General features: G+C 64.8%; 16 protein-coding genes. 14 read left to right on the forward strand and 2 right to left on the reverse strand.

Annotated elements, in window-relative coordinates; genetic code table 11:
• The first annotated feature begins 15 nt into the window (after nt 1-15).
• The 9 genes from BJA_RS05510 to phoB all read left to right on the forward strand — a co-directional run bounded on the left by BJA_RS05510 (nt 16) and on the right by phoB (nt 8,686).
• Entirely contained in the window at nt 16-447 is a 432-nt protein-coding gene (locus BJA_RS05510) for a GNAT family N-acetyltransferase (protein WP_011083908.1), read from the forward strand.
• Between the two features lie 422 nt (nt 448-869).
• A complete protein-coding gene (locus BJA_RS05515) occupies nt 870-1,925 on the forward strand; it encodes a lysylphosphatidylglycerol synthase domain-containing protein (RefSeq protein WP_011083909.1) in 1,056 nt (351 codons plus the stop codon).
• A gap of 59 nt (nt 1,926-1,984) precedes the next feature.
• On the forward strand, nt 1,985-3,283 hold the full coding sequence (locus BJA_RS05520; protein ID WP_011083910.1) for an ATP-binding protein: 1,299 nt from the start codon (nt 1,985-1,987) through the stop codon (nt 3,281-3,283).
• 144 nt (nt 3,284-3,427) lie between these two features.
• Nucleotides 3,428-4,441, forward strand: a complete 1,014-nt coding sequence (pstS, locus tag BJA_RS05525; protein WP_038965256.1) for a phosphate ABC transporter substrate-binding protein PstS — start codon at nt 3,428-3,430, stop codon at nt 4,439-4,441.
• 129 nt (nt 4,442-4,570) lie between these two features.
• Nucleotides 4,571-5,560 (forward strand): phosphate ABC transporter permease subunit PstC, encoded by a 990-nt coding sequence (gene pstC, locus BJA_RS05530; RefSeq protein ID WP_028172738.1) that lies wholly within the window; start codon nt 4,571-4,573, stop codon nt 5,558-5,560.
• A 4-nt stretch (nt 5,561-5,564) separates the two neighbouring features.
• Nucleotides 5,565-6,410 (forward strand): phosphate ABC transporter permease PstA, encoded by an 846-nt coding sequence (gene pstA / locus BJA_RS05535; RefSeq protein WP_011083913.1) that lies wholly within the window; start codon nt 5,565-5,567, stop codon nt 6,408-6,410.
• Nucleotides 6,407-7,228, forward strand: coding sequence for a phosphate ABC transporter ATP-binding protein PstB (pstB, locus tag BJA_RS05540; protein ID WP_011083914.1), 822 nt, complete (start codon nt 6,407-6,409; stop codon nt 7,226-7,228). The genes pstA and pstB overlap by 4 nt, the downstream gene beginning before the upstream one ends.
• Nucleotides 7,229-7,239: 11 nt before the next feature.
• Nucleotides 7,240-7,956, forward strand: coding sequence for a phosphate signaling complex protein PhoU (phoU, locus tag BJA_RS05545; RefSeq protein WP_011083915.1), 717 nt, complete (start codon nt 7,240-7,242; stop codon nt 7,954-7,956).
• A gap of 22 nt (nt 7,957-7,978) precedes the next feature.
• Complete coding sequence (gene phoB, locus BJA_RS05550; RefSeq protein ID WP_008143479.1) at nt 7,979-8,686, forward strand: phosphate regulon transcriptional regulator PhoB; 708 nt, start codon at nt 7,979-7,981, stop codon at nt 8,684-8,686.
• Between the two features lie 256 nt (nt 8,687-8,942).
• Here phoB and BJA_RS05555 read toward each other — a convergent pair whose 3' ends face one another.
• Nucleotides 8,943-9,452 carry a GcrA family cell cycle regulator gene (locus tag BJA_RS05555; RefSeq protein ID WP_011083916.1) on the reverse strand — a complete coding sequence of 170 codons (510 nt, stop codon included), beginning with the start codon at nt 9,450-9,452 and terminating at the stop codon, nt 8,943-8,945.
• Nucleotides 9,453-9,906: 454 nt separating this feature from the next.
• Between BJA_RS05555 and BJA_RS05560 the strand changes: the two genes are divergently transcribed.
• The 3 genes from BJA_RS05560 (at nt 9,907) to BJA_RS05570 (ending at nt 13,204) form a co-directional block, all read left to right on the forward strand.
• Entirely contained in the window at nt 9,907-11,115 is a 1,209-nt protein-coding gene (locus tag BJA_RS05560) for an aspartate aminotransferase family protein (RefSeq protein ID WP_038965252.1), read from the forward strand.
• Nucleotides 11,115-12,038 carry an ornithine carbamoyltransferase gene (argF, locus tag BJA_RS05565; RefSeq protein WP_011083918.1) on the forward strand — a complete coding sequence of 308 codons (924 nt, stop codon included), beginning with the start codon at nt 11,115-11,117 and terminating at the stop codon, nt 12,036-12,038. Before BJA_RS05560 ends, argF begins: the two co-directional genes overlap by 1 nt.
• A 158-nt stretch (nt 12,039-12,196) precedes the next feature.
• Nucleotides 12,197-13,204, forward strand: coding sequence for an Hsp33 family molecular chaperone (locus BJA_RS05570; protein ID WP_011083919.1), 1,008 nt, complete (start codon nt 12,197-12,199; stop codon nt 13,202-13,204).
• Between the two features lie 218 nt (nt 13,205-13,422).
• Here BJA_RS05570 and apaG read toward each other — a convergent pair whose 3' ends face one another.
• A complete protein-coding gene (gene apaG, locus BJA_RS05575) occupies nt 13,423-13,815 on the reverse strand; it encodes a Co2+/Mg2+ efflux protein ApaG (RefSeq protein WP_028172741.1) in 393 nt (130 codons plus the stop codon).
• 196 nt (nt 13,816-14,011) lie between these two features.
• Between apaG and BJA_RS05580 the strand changes: the two genes are divergently transcribed.
• A complete protein-coding gene (locus BJA_RS05580; protein ID WP_011083921.1) occupies nt 14,012-15,259 on the forward strand; it encodes an OpgC domain-containing protein in 1,248 nt (415 codons plus the stop codon).
• The gene (locus BJA_RS05585; RefSeq protein WP_011083922.1) at nt 15,259-16,038 is read left to right on the forward strand and encodes an SGNH/GDSL hydrolase family protein; all 780 of its coding nucleotides are present in this window, start codon (nt 15,259-15,261) and stop codon (nt 16,036-16,038) included. The genes BJA_RS05580 and BJA_RS05585 overlap by 1 nt, the downstream gene beginning before the upstream one ends.
• Nucleotides 16,039-16,045 lie beyond the last annotated feature (7 nt).

A 16,045-nucleotide genomic window follows, 5' to 3' on the forward strand; every position in this document is an offset into this window, starting at 1 on the left:
CGGGGAGGCACGCAGATGCCGGTCGTCTGGAACGAAGATCCGGCGGCAATCGACTGGAACGAGCTTTCCGCGCTCTACCGCACCGCACCGCTCGGCAACAAGACACCAGCCGATCTCGCGCTCGTGTTCGGCAACAGCATGTTCTGTGCCTTCGCTTACGACCAAGGCCGGCTGGTTGGTGCCGGCCGAGCGCTGGCGGACGGCCGCGACTGCGCCTACCTCTGTGATGTCGCGGTGCGCCCGGACTGTCAGGGGCAAGGCCTCGGCCGCGAGATCATCGAGCGGCTGCTGGCGCGATGCCGCGGACATCGCAAAATCATCCTCTATGCGGTGCCTGGCAAAGAGGGCTTTTATGAGCGTCTCGGCTTCCGCCGGATGACGACGGCCATGGCGATTTTCGACGACCAGGCCAGTGCCCATCAGCGCGGCTATCTGACCGCCCCTTAAGCTGCTGTTGCGCCGCACCTGTTTGGTGCATCGGAAAATCCGTCCAGAACGACCCCGTCGCCCCTCTTTCAACAGCCGGGCGCGGCCCATAGATTGACGTCGGCTTAAAACGTGACGGAACATTGCGCGGCCGAAATCATCAAAACTTCATGGCGTCTGCGCAGGATTGCCATGGAGATTCGCGTCAGCCTTGCCGCCGAAAGCGCCAAACCGTGCATCCAGAGCCCGCAACCCTGCCTAAAATATTGAAGGCACGTGATTTTGTTCGAATTGGCGAATTCCACTCCGCCCCAAAACGCGCTAGTGGAGGGTTAGGGGGCATGCGCGATGCCGGAGCCGGCGGCGAGGGTTCGTTGAGTGCCTGTGCGTCGTTTGCCTGTTCGCCGGCCGTCCTGGCCGCTGAAGCGTTGTTCGAGGTCTAGATGCTGGAAGCCATACGCAGGGCGATGACGTTTCTGCGCCAGAAGCAAGTCCTGCATAAGCTTGGAGTTGTGATCAGCGTCGCGGTCATCGGCATCGCTTGCTATGTGCTCTACCACATGCTGCGCGGCATCGACTTCAACGAGGTGATCGAGGCGATCAAGAGCACCGAGCCGAGCCAGATTGCGATGGCGGCGCTGTTCGTGGCCGCGGGCTATTTCACCCTGACCTTCTACGACCTGTTCGCCGTGCGTGCGATCGGCCACGCCCATGTGCCTTACCGCATCAATGCGCTCGCCGCCTTCACCAGCTATTCGATCGGCCACAATGTCGGCGCCAGCGTCTTCACCGGCGGCGCGGTGCGCTACCGCATCTATTCGGCCTATGGGCTGAACGCGATCGATGTCGCAAAGATCTGCTTCCTCGCCGGCCTGACCTTCTGGCTCGGCAATGCCGCCGTGCTGGGCCTCGGCATCTCCTACCATCCGGAGGCGGCGGCCTCGATCGACCAGCTTCCGCCCTGGCTGAACCGGACGCTGGCGCTGATGATCATCGTGGGACTGGTCGGCTATGTGGTCTGGGTCTGGACCCAGCCGCGGGTGGTCGGCCGCGGGCCCTGGACCGTGGTGCTGCCGGGCGGACCGCTGACACTGCTCCAGATCGCGATCGGCATCATCGATCTCGGATTCTGCGCGCTCGCGATGTACGTGCTGGTCCCGGACGAGCCCAATCTCGGATTCGTCGTGGTTGCCGTGATCTTCGTCTCGGCCACCCTGCTCGGCTTTGCCAGCCACTCGCCCGGCGGCCTCGGCGTGTTCGACGCCGCCATGCTGGTCGGCCTCTGGCAGATGGACCGGGAGGAACTCCTGGGCGGCATGCTCCTGTTCCGCGTCCTCTATTATCTGTCCCCCTTCGTCATATCTGTAATCTTGCTGACGTTTCGCGAAGTTATAATCGGCGCCCGATCGAAGCGTTTGCAGCAGGCGGCGCTCAAGCTCGACCCCGGCCCGGCGCGTGAAGCCGCCTATGTGAGAGAGCGCAGCGACGGCACCGCCTGACGGCGCCAAGCCTTTAGGACGAAGCCGTTAGGACAAGCCCCTAGGAGAAGCCCGCCCCGATGGCGATTGACGCCCCATCTTCTCCCACCGCGCAGCCCTGGTCCGACCGGCTGCGGCACTCGACGATCATCCTGATCGCCGCGGCGCTGGCGCTGTCGGTCGTGGTCTCGCTCGGCGAATTGTCGGTGTTGCACGCCGTTGCCGTGTTCCTCTGCATCGCCGCTGCGGCGCTGATCCCCTGGCGGCTGCACGACACCGCCGCCTCGCGCGACGATGTCAGGCGCATCAACCCGGTCGAGAGCGCCGCAGTGGCCGCGGTCGTCGCCGGCATGCCGGATCCGGCGGTGCTGCTCGACCGCGCCGGCCGCGTCATCCATCTCAATGCGGCTGCCGCCCAGCTTGCCCCGGCGCTGCGCAGGAACGAGCTCGCCCAGTTCGCGCTGCGCTCGCCGGAGATCATCACCGCGCTGCGCGAGTCGATCGCGACCACCGAGCCGCGGCGCGCGACCTATCTCGACCATGTCCCGGTCGATCGCTGGATGGAGCTGATCATCACGCCGGTGCCGGTGCCGACCACCTTCGGCGGCGCCGACAAATGCATGCTGATGACCTTCCACGACCAGACGCCGCTGCGCCGGGTCGAGGAGATGCGCGCCGACTTCGTCGCCAATGCCAGCCACGAGCTGCGCACGCCGCTCGCCGCGCTGTCGGGCTTCATCGACACGCTCCAGGGCCAGGCCAAGGACGACCCCAAGGCGCGCGAGCGCTTCCTCGGCATCATGCACAACCAGGCCACCCGCATGGCGCGCCTGATCGACGATCTGCTTTCGCTGTCGCGGGTCGAGCTGTCGGCCCATGTGCGCCCCGACACCCTGGTCGACCTGCTGCCGATCATCCGCCAGGTCGCCGACGGGCTCGAGCCGCTGGCGCGCGAGCGCCAGGTCGAGGTCGAGATCCATCTGCCGGAGCCGCCGGTGATGATCGCGGGCGACCGCGAGGAGCTGCTCCGCCTGTTCGAGAACCTGATCGAGAACGCGCTCAAATACGGCGCCTCGGGAGGACGCGTCATCGTGTCACTAACCTCAGGCGCCGCCACTGATGGAACTCAGGAAATCCGGGTCATGGTCCGGGATTTCGGCCCCGGCATCGCGCCCGAGCACCTGCCGCGGCTGACCGAGCGGTTCTACCGGGTCGATGTCGGCGACAGCCGCTTGCAGGGCGGGACCGGGCTCGGATTATCGCTGGTGAAACATATTCTTAACCGGCATCGCGGCCGGCTTTTGATCGAAAGCGTGCCCAAACAGGGCGCCACTTTCACCGCCTGTTTTCCCCAGATCAGGCCCCCGGTGACAGTCTGAAATTCAAGCGATTTCAATCGCTTGGGGCTGTCATCCGACTGTCACGAAACCTTCGTAAAAGCACAGCCGACCGCTCCTAAAGGGGCGGCACGGGGAGCGCGATCGGGCGCGGATGGCGCTTCGCTCCCCTGTATGGAGACCAGCATGAATTTCCTCAAAACGATCGTCGCTGCCGGCTTGGTCGCCGCATCGACGACGGCGGCCTTTGCTGCCGATATCACCGGCGCCGGCGCGACGTTCCCGTTCCCGATCTATTCCAAGTGGGCCGACGCCTACAAGAAAGAGACCGGCAACGGTCTGAACTACCAGTCGATCGGCTCCGGCGGCGGCATCAAGCAGATCCAGGCCAAGACCGTGACCTTCGGCGCCAGCGACGCGCCGCTCAAGGCCGAGCAGCTCGAGAAGGACGGCCTCGTCCAGTGGCCGATGGTGATGGGTGCCATCGTTCCGGTCGTCAACATCGAGGGCGTGAAGCCGGGCGAGATGGTGTTCGACGGCGAGACGCTCGCCAGCATCTATCTCGGCAAGATCACCAAGTGGGACGATGCCGCGATCAAGAAGCTCAATCCGAACCTGAAGCTGCCCTCGGACGCGATCACCGTGGTTCGCCGCTCGGACGGTTCGGGCACCACCTTCAACTTCACCAACTACCTCTCCAAGGCCAGCGCGGACTGGAAGAGCAAGGTCGGCGAGGGCACGGCCGTCGAGTGGCCGGTCGGCGTCGGCGCCAAGGGCAACGAGGGCGTGTCCGGCAACATCGGCCAGACCAAGAACTCGATCGGTTACGTCGAGTACGCCTATGCCAAGCAGAACAAGCTGACCTACACCGGTCTCGTCAACAAGGCCGGCAAGCCGGTGCAGCCGACCGTCGAGGCCTTCCAGGCGGCCGCCTCGAACGCCGACTGGGCCAAGGCGCCCGGCTACTACGTCATCCTGACCGACCAGCCCGGCGAGAAGTCCTGGCCGATCACGGCGGCGACCTTCATCCTCATGCACAAGGATGCCACCGACAAGGCAGCCTCGCAGGAAGCCATCAAGTTCTTCCGCTGGGCCTTCAAGAACGGCGGCAAGGCGGCCGAAGAGCTCGACTACATCCCGATGCCCGAGGGCGTCGTGACCCTGATCGAGAAGACCTGGGCTGCCGAGATCAAGAGCTAAGCGCTGCTGTCCCGGACTGGGTGCCTGGATCTCAAAAGACCTCCGCTCCGGATCGGCCTCGTGCCGCATCCGGAGCGCAAGACCAACAACAAGCGTATATAACGGGTACAGGGGATCGGCGTGGCAGAGATGGCCGTTCAGAGCGATGTAATCGACGACGCCGGACCGTACGATCGCGCCAAGGCCTTGAGCGCGTTCAAGCTCGGCGACGTCACCTTCTACTGGATCACGCGGCTCTCCGCGATCTCGGTGCTGCTGATCCTCGGCGGCATCATCGTTTCGCTGATCGTCGGCGCTTTCCCGGCGATCAAGGAATACGGCTTCTCCTTCCTGTGGACGCAGCGCTGGGCGCCGTCGGCGGATCCGCCCGTGCTCGGCGCGCTCGGGCCGATGTACGGCACGCTCGTCACCTCCTTCATCGCGATGCTGATTGCCATTCCCGTTGGCCTCGGCATTGCGATCTTCCTCACCGAGCTCTGTCCGCAATGGCTGCGCCGCCCGATCGGCATGGCGATCGAGCTGCTCGCCGGCATTCCCTCGATCATCTACGGCATGTGGGGCTTCTTCGTGCTGGGCCCGTTCCTGGCCAACACCTTCCAGCCCTTCATGATCAAGATCTTCGACGGCGTTCCCGTGCTGGGCGCGATCTTCGCGGGTCCCCCGTCCTATCTCAGCCTGTTCAACGCCGCGCTGATCCTCGCCATCATGGTGCTGCCCTTCATCACCTCGATCTCGGTCGACGTATTCAAGACGGTGCCGCCGGTGCTGAAGGAGGCCGCCTACGGCGTCGGCTGCACCACCTGGGAAGTCGTGCGCAGCGTGGTGATCCCCTACACCCGCGTCGGCGTCATCGGCGGCGTCATGCTGGCGCTGGGCCGCGCGCTCGGCGAGACCATGGCGGTGACGTTCATCATCGGCAACTCGTTCCGCATCTCCTCCTCGATCTTCGCGCCGGGCACCACGATCTCGGCGGCGATCGCATCCGAGTTCGCCGAGAGCGACGGCCTGCACCAGTCCGGCCTGATCCTGCTTGGCCTTCTGCTGTTCGTGCTGACGTTCTTCGTGCTCGCAGCGGCACGGCTGATGCTGATGCGGCTGGAAAAGAAGGCGGGGAACTAACGCCATGAACCCGATCTATTCACGCCGCCGCCGCAAGGACATCGTCGTTCGCGGACTCTGCATCGCCGCCGCCGCCTTCGGCGTCACCTGGCTTGCGCTGATCCTGATCACGCTGCTTTACAACGGCATCGCCGGTCTGAACCTCGAGATTTTCGTGGCAGATACGCCGCCGCCGGGCTCGACCGAAGGCGGCCTGCGCAACGCCATCGTCGGTTCGATCATCATGACCGTGCTCGGCGTCGGCATCGGCGCGCCGCTCGGCCTGTTCGCCGGCACCTATCTCGCCGAGTACGGCCGCAACGACCGCCTGACCTCGGTGATCCGCTTCATCAACGACATCCTGCTCTCGGCGCCCTCGATCATCATCGGCCTGTTCATCTACGGCGCGGTGGTGGTGCCGATGCGCGGCTTCTCGGCGATCGCAGGCAGCCTCGCGCTCGCCGTCATCGTCATCCCGGTAGTGCTGCGCACGACCGAGGACATGCTGCTGCTGGTGCCGAACGCGCTGCGCGAGGCGGCGTCCGCGCTCGGCCTGCCGCGCTCGCTGGTGATCAAGCGGATCGCCTATCGTGCCGCCCGCTCCGGCCTCATCACCGGCGTGCTGCTCGCCACCGCCCGCGTCGCCGGCGAGACCGCGCCGCTGCTCTTCACCGCGCTGTCGAACCAGTTCTTCAGCCTTGGCCTGAACAAGACGATGGCGAACCTGCCGGTCACCATCAACAACTTCGTCCAGAGCCCCTACGCCTATTGGAAGCAGCTCGCCTGGAGCGGCGCGCTGCTGATCACGATTACCGTGCTTGCCCTGAATATTGGCGCGCGCATCCTTGGCGCCGAGAGGACCGCAAAATGAGTGAGCTTTCCGTATCGATGAGCGCGGCCGGTGGGCTGCCCCAGGCGCCGCTGCTGCCGGAAGCGCCGGCCAAGGTGACGGTGCGCAACCTCAACTTCTATTACGGCGAGCACCACGCGCTGAAGAACATCAACCTGACGCTCGGCACCAACCGCGTCACCGCGTTCATCGGCCCGTCCGGCTGCGGCAAGTCAACCCTGCTGCGCATCTTCAACCGGATGTACGACCTCTATCCGGGGCAGCGCGCCACCGGCCAGCTCATGCTCGACCAGACCAACATCCTCGACGGCAAGCTCGACCTCAACCTGCTGCGCGCCCGCGTCGGCATGGTGTTCCAGAAGCCGACGCCGTTCCCGATGACGATCTACGAGAACATCGCCTTCGGCATCCGCCTCTACGAGAAGATCTCGAAGTCCGAGATGGACGACCGCGTCGAGAAGGCGCTGCGCGGCGGCGCGCTGTGGAACGAGGTCAAGGACAAGCTCAACGCCTCCGGCCTGTCGCTCTCCGGCGGCCAGCAGCAGCGCCTCTGCATCGCCCGCACCGTCGCGGTGCGGCCCGAGGTGATCCTGTTCGACGAGCCCTGCTCGGCGCTCGACCCGATCTCGACCGCCAAGGTCGAGGAGCTGATCCAGGAATTGTCCGAGAACTACACGATCGCGATCGTCACCCACAACATGCAGCAGGCGGCGCGCGTCTCCGACAAGACCGCGTTCATGTATCTCGGCGAGCTGATCGAGTTCGACGACACCAGCAAGATCTTCACGTCGCCGAGCGACCGGCGCACGCAGGATTACATCACCGGCCGGTTCGGCTGAGGAGACGGGACATGGGTTCTGAACATACCGCAAAGGCCTTCGACACCGACCTCCAGGAGCTCACCCGGCTCGTCGCCGAGATGGGCGGGATCGCCGAGCGCATGATCGTCGATTCCGTCGACGCGCTGATCCGCCGCGACGTCGCGCTCGGCCAGCGCGTCGTCGCCACCGACACCGAGCTCGACGCGCTGCAGAAGCGCATCGAGGAGCGCGCCGTGCTCACCATCGCCCGCCGCCAGCCGATGGCGGTCGATCTGCGCGAGATCGTCGGCGCCATGCGAGTTGCGACCGATCTCGAGCGCATCGGCGACCTCGCCAAGAACATGGGCAAGCGCGTCGCGGCGCTGGAGACGGATTTCCATCCGCTCAAGCTGTTCCGCGGCCTCGAGCACATGACCGACCTCGTGCAGCAGCAGGTCAAGTCGGTGCTGGACGCCTATGCCGCGCATGATCTGCCGGCGGCGATGGCGGTGTGGAAGGGCGACGAGGAAGTCGACGCCATCTGCACCTCGCTGTTCCGCGAGCTCCTCACCTACATGATGGAGGATCCGCGCAACATCTCGTTCTGCATCCATCTGATGTTCTGCGCCAAGAACATCGAGCGGATCGGCGACCACGCCACCAACATCGCCGAGACCGTGTTCTACATGATCGAGGGCCAGGCGATCACCGACAAGCGGCCGAAGGGCGACATGACGACCTTCGCCACGACGGTCCCGAATACCTGAAGACTTAAGGAGCGACGACACCATGGGCGCACGCATTATGGTGGTTGAGGACGAGGAAGCTCTCACCGAGCTTCTCCGCTACAACCTCGAAGGCGACGGCTATGATGTGGAGACGGTGATGCGCGGCGACGACGCCGACACCCGCCTCAAGGAACACATCCCCGATCTGATCGTACTCGACTGGATGCTGCCGGGACTGTCAGGCATCGAGCTGTGCCGCCGGCTGCGGACCCGGCCCGAGACCAAGCAGCTCCCGATCATCATGCTCACCGCGCGCGGCGAGGAGAGCGAGCGGGTGCGGGGTCTTGCGACCGGCGCCGACGACTACATCGTCAAGCCGTTCTCGGTGCCGGAGCTCCTGGCGCGCGTGAAGGGCCTGCTGCGGCGCGCAAGCCCGGAGCGGCTCGCAACGGTGCTGGCCTATGGTGACATCGAGCTCGATCGCGACAAGCGCCGCGTCGCGCGCTCGGGCCGGCCGATCGACCTCGGCCCGACCGAATATCGCCTCTTGGAGTTCTTCCTGGAGCATCCCGGCCGCGTGTTCTCGCGCGAGCAGCTGCTCGACAGCGTCTGGGGCCGCGACATCTACATCGACGAGCGCACCGTCGACGTCCACATCGGCCGCCTGCGCAAGCTGCTCAATCTCGGCCGCGAGCAGGATCCCATCCGCACCGTCCGCGGCGCCGGCTACGCGCTGGATGATCGCTTTGCGAAGGCGGAGCAGACGTAGGGTTTGCAGGCGTTGGTTTAGCGGGCTACAGCCACACTCTCAGTGTCGTCTCGGACAAGCGTAAGCGCAGATCCGGGACCCATAATCACAGGGCGTGGTTGTCGCGCGAAGAAGGTAACTCCGAGTCCCCGTAGCCACATCTTGCGGTGGTTATGGGTCCCGGATCTGCGCGCGCTTCAGGCGCGCTTGTCCGGGACGACATCGAGTTTGTTGGGCCGTCAACGCGTGACGGCCGTCACTCGATTTCAGAACAAACTCACCGCGAGGGCTTCGCCGGTGCGCGCCGGCGATCCGCGGCGGGCTGATATGCCACGCGCGAGTGCTGCGCGCAGTAGGGCAGGCCCGACAGCGCCCTGCCGCCGCAGAAGAAGAAATCCGGGCTCGAGGGATCGCCGACCGGCCAGTGGCAGGTCGCCTCGTTCAGCTCCAGCAGCGACAGCCGCTGGCTCATCGGCACCACGTTGTCGTAGGTGACCGGTTCGGCCTCCACCTCGACCTCGAAGGCCTGCGCCAGCGCGGTGTTGCCGCGCGCAATGGGGCGGCTCACCCGCATCATGTGCTGCGCGGGGCGCGCCTTGCGCGGCCGCGGAGCCGCCGATGAGGGGCTCTTGGCGCGGCCGGATAGGCCGAGCCTGTGTACCTTGCCGATCACGGCATTGCGGGTCACGTTCCCGAGCTCGGCTGCGATCTGGCTGGCCGATAATCCGGCCTCCCAGAGCTTTTTCAACTGCTCGACGCGATCGTCGGACCAGGTCAAAACCGTCATTGCACCCTTTCCCTCGCCGTGCGGCTGCCATCCTGGCGCCTCGCGGCGAATGCCTAAGCCTCGAAAAACCCGTGCCGTCAGAATCCCTTAAGGCTCGCCGGGCGCGCCGATAACGCCCGAACGTCTACGCCGGTACATGAGGACTTAGAGGATCAGAAACACTGCACGAGATGTCGTATCTGACAAGCCAAACGCTACAATATGGCGTGACTCACGCGCAAGAGTCCGCCGACTCGCTTCCACATGTTCCGTGGCGAAAACCCCGCAATTTCGGCTCCGCAAGACTACGGATTCAGCGTTTCGCGAGGCTTTCGGGCGGCATTGACACCGGTTTCACCAGGCATAAGATAGTGTCACGTGCCGCCCTTAAAAGGCGGCACGTTTCGTTTTCCGGGCCGGTCAATGGTGCGCTGCGTGAGCGTGTTCAGGCCGTCCGCAACATCAAGTGATCGTCATGACTAACAGCGCAGCGCCGCATTTGCTTCCCGTTTTCGCCAGATCCGACCTCGGTTTCGAGCGCGGCGAAGGCTGCTGGCTGATTGCGACCAATGGCGATCGCTATCTCGATTTTACCTCGGGCGTCGCCGTGAACGCGCTCGGCCATGCCCATCCCGCGCTGGTCAAGGCGCTGCAGGAGCAGGCCACAAAACTCTGGCACATGTCGAACCTGTTCCAGAGTCCGGACGGCGAGAAGCTCGCGACGCGCCTGTGCAATGAAAGCTTCGCGGACTTCGTGTTCTTCTGCAATTCCGGCGCCGAGGCGCTGGAAGGTGTGATCAAGCTGGTCCGCCATCATCACTTCTCCAAGGGGCATCCGGAACGTTACCGCATCATCACCTTCGAAGGCGCCTTCCACGGCCGCACGCTGGCGACGCTGGCTGCGACGGGATCTGCAAAATATCTCGAAGGGTTTGGTCCGCCGATGGATGGCTTCGACCAGGTCCCGCATGGCGACATCGAGGCCGTGAAGAAGGCAATCGGTCCGCAGACCGCCGGCATCCTGATCGAGCCGATTCAGGGCGAGGGCGGCGTGCGTTCCGCAACGCCTGCGTTCCTCAAGGCATTGCGCCAGCTCTGCGACGAGAAGGGCCTGCTGCTCGCCTTCGACGAGGTGCAGACCGGCATGGGCCGCACCGGCGATCTGTTCGCGCATCGGCGTACCGGCGTCACACCTGACGTGATGTCGCTGGCCAAGGCGCTCGGCGGCGGCTTCCCGATCGGTGCGATCCTGGCCACCGCGGACGCGGCGGCCGGCATGGGTCCCGGCTCGCACGGCTCGACCTTCGGCGGCAATCCGCTCGCGATCGCGGCGGCGAATGCCGTGCTCGACGTCATGCTGAAGCCCGGCTTCTTCGATCACGTGCAGAAGATGTCGCTGCTGCTCAAGCAGAAGCTCGCCTCCGTGATCGACCGTCATGGCGATGTCGTCAGCGAGGTGCGCGGCGAGGGCCTCCTGATCGGCATCAAGGCCGTGGTGCCATCAGGCGATCTCGTCGCGGCGCTGCGCAACGAGAAGCTGCTCACGGTCGGCGCCGGCGACAATGTCGTGCGTTTCCTGCCGCCCTTGATCGTCACCGAAGCCGAGATCGAGGACAGCGTCGGGCGGCTCGAACGCGCCTGCGCCGCGATCTCGTCCAGTCAGACCAAGCGGGCGGCAAGCTGATGAGCAAGTCGCCGAAGCACTTCCTCGATATCAACGAGCTCCCGCTGTCGGAGCTCAAGAGCATGCTCGATGCCTCCTCCGCCATGAAGGCGAAGCAGAAGGCGCATCAGCCGGTGAGGCCGCTCGAAGGCAAGACGCTGGCGATGATCTTCGAGCGCCCGTCGACCCGCACGCGGGTGTCGTTCGACGTCGCCATGCGCCAGCTCGGCGGCGAGCCCATCATGCTCACCGGCGCCGAGATGCAACTCGGCCGCGGCGAGACCATCGCCGACACCGCGCGCGTGCTGTCGCGCTATGTCGATGCCATCATGATCCGCATCCTCAACCACGACGCCCTGCTCGAGCTTGCGGCCAACGCGACCGTGCCCGTCATCAACGGCCTGACCCGGCGCTCGCATCCCTGCCAGGTGATGGCCGACCTTCTGACCTATCAGGAGCACCGCGGCCCGATCGAGGGCCGGACGGTGGCCTGGACCGGCGATGACAACAACGTGCTGGCGTCCTGGGCGCATGCCGCGGAGCGCTTCAAGTTTCAGCTCAACGTCGCAACGCCTCCGGAGCTTGCGCCGAAGAAGGCGATGCGCGACTGGATCAAGGCTTCAGGCGCGCCGATCATGCTCGGCACCGATCCGGAAGCCGCCGTGCGCGGCGCCGATTGTGTCGTCACCGACACCTGGGTGTCGATGGGCGACAAGGAAGGCGAGCACCGCCACAACGTGCTCAAGCCCTACCAGGTCAATGCCAAGCTGATGTCGCTGGCCAAGCCCGACGCGCTGTTCATGCACTGCCTGCCCGCCCATCGCGGCGAGGAGGTCACCGACGAGGTGATCGACGGCCCGCAATCGGTCGTGTTCGACGAGGCCGAAAACCGCCTGCACGCGCAGAAGGGTATTCTGGCCTGGTGTTTTGACGCGGTGAAGTAAGTTTGGGGTAGGCTTGGCGGCCGCCTCGCATGCAACTGTCGTCCTGGCGAACGCCAGGACGACGCGGAGGTTGCCGTCCTTGCATACGTCCATTCTGCATTGCCGGATGCAGCCGGAACCCCTTCCATTTCCCACCCACCGACCCCAGATAGACGGCCATGGATTCCCAATCCCCTGACATGAAAACCAGGCCAGAAGGCCCGGTTCGCGCACCATCAGCGGTTCCGATCGACGACGCCGTGCTGCCCTACGAGGTCGACGCGCTCGACGTGCGCGGCCGGCTGGTGCGGCTCGGTCCGGCGCTCGACGACATCCTGACCAAGCACGATTATCCCGCGCCCGTCGGCAAGCTGCTCGGCGAGGCCATCGTGCTGACGACGCTGCTCGGCTCGGCGCTGAAATTCGAGGGTCGCTTCATCCTCCAGGCCCAGACCGACGGCCCGGTGTCGTTCCTGGTGGTGGACTACAAGGCGCCGGACCAGCTTCGCGCCTATGCCCGATTTGACGCCTCGCGCCTGGGCACGGCGAAGGATTCCGGCGCGCTGCTCGGCCGCGGCCATCTCGCCATGACCATCGACCAGGGCCCCGACATGAGCCGCTACCAGGGTCTGGTCGCGCTCGACGGCGGCAGCCTCGAAGACGCCGCCCACGAATATTTCCTGCGCTCCGAGCAGATCCCGACGCGCGTGCGTCTTGCGGTCGGCGAGGAGTGGCGCTCGAACGACGGCGGCAGGCATCGCTGGCGCGCCGGCGGCATGTTGATGCAGTTTCTGCCGAAGGCGCCGGAGCGCGCGCGGCAGGCGGACTTGCATCCCGGCGATGCGCCCGAGGGCGCCGAAGTGCACGCCGTCGCCGAAGATGACGCCTGGGTCGAGGCGCGCTCGCTGGTCGAGACCGTCGAGGACGTCGAGCTGATCGATCCGGAACTGTCCGGCGAGCGGCTGCTCTACCGCCTCTTCCACGAGCGTGGCGTGCGCGTATTCAAGCCGCTGGTCCTGAAGGCGCAATGCTCCTGCTCGCGCGATGCGGTCGCCGCGATGCTGAAGAGCTTCTCGCCGGACGATCGCGCCGCGATGGTCAAGGACGACAAGGTCGTTGTCACCTGCGAGTTCTGCTCGTCGGTGTACGATTTCACGCCCGATGAGGCGGGCGTGGAGGACGCGTAACTCTATCCTCCGTCATTGCCAGCGCAGCGAAGCAATCCAGAGTCTTTCCGCAGTGGCCGTCTGGATTGCTTCGCTGCGCTCACAATGACGACGGGGAAGCAGCCTGCCAAGTGCTCGGACATCGTAGGGTGGGCAAAGCGTAAGCGTGCCCACCATCTTTCTGCGTCACCACCGAAATGGTGGGCCCGCTTCGCTTTGCCCACCCCACGGCCCCGCCCCTAGTTCAACACCCGCTTGTTGTCCGGGCTATCCAGCGAAAACGTCGGCACGTCGATCTCGAAGCGTTCGCCGCTTTCGCTGACCATCTGGTAGCGGCCGGTCATGAAGCCGGAGGCGGTCGAGAGCGGCACGCCGGAGGTGTATTCGAAGCGCTCGCCGGGGGCCAGGGTCGGCTGCTCGCCGACCACGCCCTCGCCCTTCACCTCCTGCTGGCGGCCGGTGGCGTCGGTGATGATCCAGTGCCGCGTCTTGAGCTGCACGGTCTCCTCGCCCGAATTGGTGATGACGATGGTGTAGGACCAGAAGTAGCGGGAGCGGTCGGCCGACGACTGTTCCGGAACAAAGTTCGGCTCGACGGTCACTTCGATCTGGCGGGTCACGGCGCGGTACATGGCTGCCATCATAACGAAAACCCGGCCGGGAACCAAACGCCGCAAGCGGCTTTCGCGACATCGTCCCGCCAGAATTCGCGGAGAAAGACACCCCAAAGAAAGACACCCTTATGTGATCCGGCCGCTTTGCGAGACGACGGCCGGACCGGTACAATCCTTATAACGTCGCGATTTGTGTGAGGGTTTCCAGGCCCCGATGACCATTGCGGACCAAGTGACGGGATCGACGATCGCGGGGGCCAAGCCTGCGGATGCAAAGCCGCGTGCGGCCGCGCCGGCCATCTCGCTGCCCGCCATCGGCGAGCGCGAGCTCCGGCTCGACCTGTTCCGCGGCCTCGCGCTGTGGCTGATCTTCATCGACCATCTGCCGTCGAGTCTTTTGACCTGGTTCACGATCCGCAATTACGGCTTCAGCGACGCCACCGAGATCTTCATCTTCATCTCCGGCTACACCGCCGCCTTCGTCTACGGCCGCGCGATGCTGGAGAGCGGCGTCGTCATCGCCACCGCGCGCATCATGCGCCGGGTCTGGCAGATCTATGTTGCCCACGTCTTCCTGTTCACGATCTTCCTCGCCGAGATCTCCTACGTCGCGACCAGCTTCGAGAACCCGCTCTACACTGAAGAGATGGGCATCATGGACTTTCTCAAGCAGCCCGACGTCACCATCGTGCAGGCGCTGCTGTTGCGCTTCCGTCCCGTCAACATGGACGTGCTGCCGCTCTACATCGTGCTGATGCTGGCGCTGCCTTTGATCCTGTGGTCGATGAAGTGGAAGCCCGATGTCACGCTCGGCCTCTCGGTCGTGCTCTACGCGGTCACCTGGGAATACGACCTCTACTTCTCCGCCTATCCGAACGGCTTCTGGGCGTTCAATCCGCTGGCCTGGCAATTGCTTTTCGTCTTCGGTGCATGGTGTGCGCTCGGAGGTGCGCGGCGCATGTCGCGTATTCTGGCTTCACCGGTGACGATGTGGATCGCGATCGCCTATATCGTCGCGGCGTTCTACGTGACGCTGACCTGGTATGTGCCGCAGCTCTCGCATCTGATGCCGAAGCGGCTCGAGCAGTGGATGTATCCGATCGACAAGACCGACCTCGACGTGCTGCGCTTCACGCATTTCCTGGCGCTGGCAGCGCTCACCGTGCGCTTCCTGCCGCGCGACTGGCCGGGCCTGAAATCGCCCTGGCTGCGGCCGCTGATCCTGTGCGGCTCGCATTCCCTGGAGATCTTCTGCCTCGGCGTCTTCCTGGCCTTCGCCGGTCATTTCATCCTGGCCGAGGTCTCCGGCGGCGCCGTCATGCATGCGGTGATTAGTCTCTCCGGAATCCTGATCATGTGGGGCGTGGCCTGGGTGATTTCGTGGTACAAGCGCGTAGCTGACAAGAGCGGTGCGAAAACCAAGAACGCCGTCGGCAACGCCGATCTGGCGGGAGGGGGCTGATGAAGGCGAAGGTTCTCCTGAGCCTGATCCTGCTATGCGGTGGCCTCGCCGCGCCGTCGGCGCGCGCGGAGGATGCTGCGCCGCCCGCTCCGGCCGCGCCCGCAGCCTGCGAATTGCCGTCCTATCTGCTCACCAGCGAAAGCCAGCTTCCCAAGGTCGCCGACGCCATCAAGGCCGGCAAACCGCTCGAAATCCTGGTCATCGGCAGCCGTTCGACCACGATTCCGGCCTCCGAGGACGCTTCCTATCCGGCACGCATGCAGGTCATTTTGAAGGACAAGCTGTCGCCATCGGAAGTTGTGCACGTCTCCGTAGAAATACAGAGCAAGAAGACGGCAGAGGAGGCGGCCGCCAGCTTCGTTAAGCTGATGGAAGCAAAAAGGCCTACTTTGGTCATCTGGCAGACCGGGACCGTGGATGCTATCCGAGCAATCGATCCCGACGATTTTCGCGGTGCGGTGACCGGAGGGGTTTCCGCATTGCAAAATGCAGGGGCTGACGTCGTGTTGATGAACTTGCAGTACAGCCCGCGTACCGAAACCATGATCTCGGTGCCGCCCTATCTCGACAATATGCGGGTGGTGGCACAGGAGCACGACATCCCGCTGTTCGACCGTTTCGCGATCATGCGGCAGTGGAATGATCAGGGTCAGTTCGACCTGTTCAGCCCGTCCCGCGGGCCTGAGCTCGCGAAACAGGTCCACGATTGCCTTGGCCGGGCGTTGGCACAGTTCGTGATCGACGCAGCCCATCTGGGGCCGGCCCAGCAGCAAAATTGAGGTCTAG

Origin of the sequence: Bradyrhizobium diazoefficiens USDA 110, assembly GCF_000011365.1 — a bacterium.
In the GTDB taxonomy this organism is placed as follows: domain Bacteria; phylum Pseudomonadota; class Alphaproteobacteria; order Rhizobiales; family Xanthobacteraceae; genus Bradyrhizobium; species Bradyrhizobium diazoefficiens.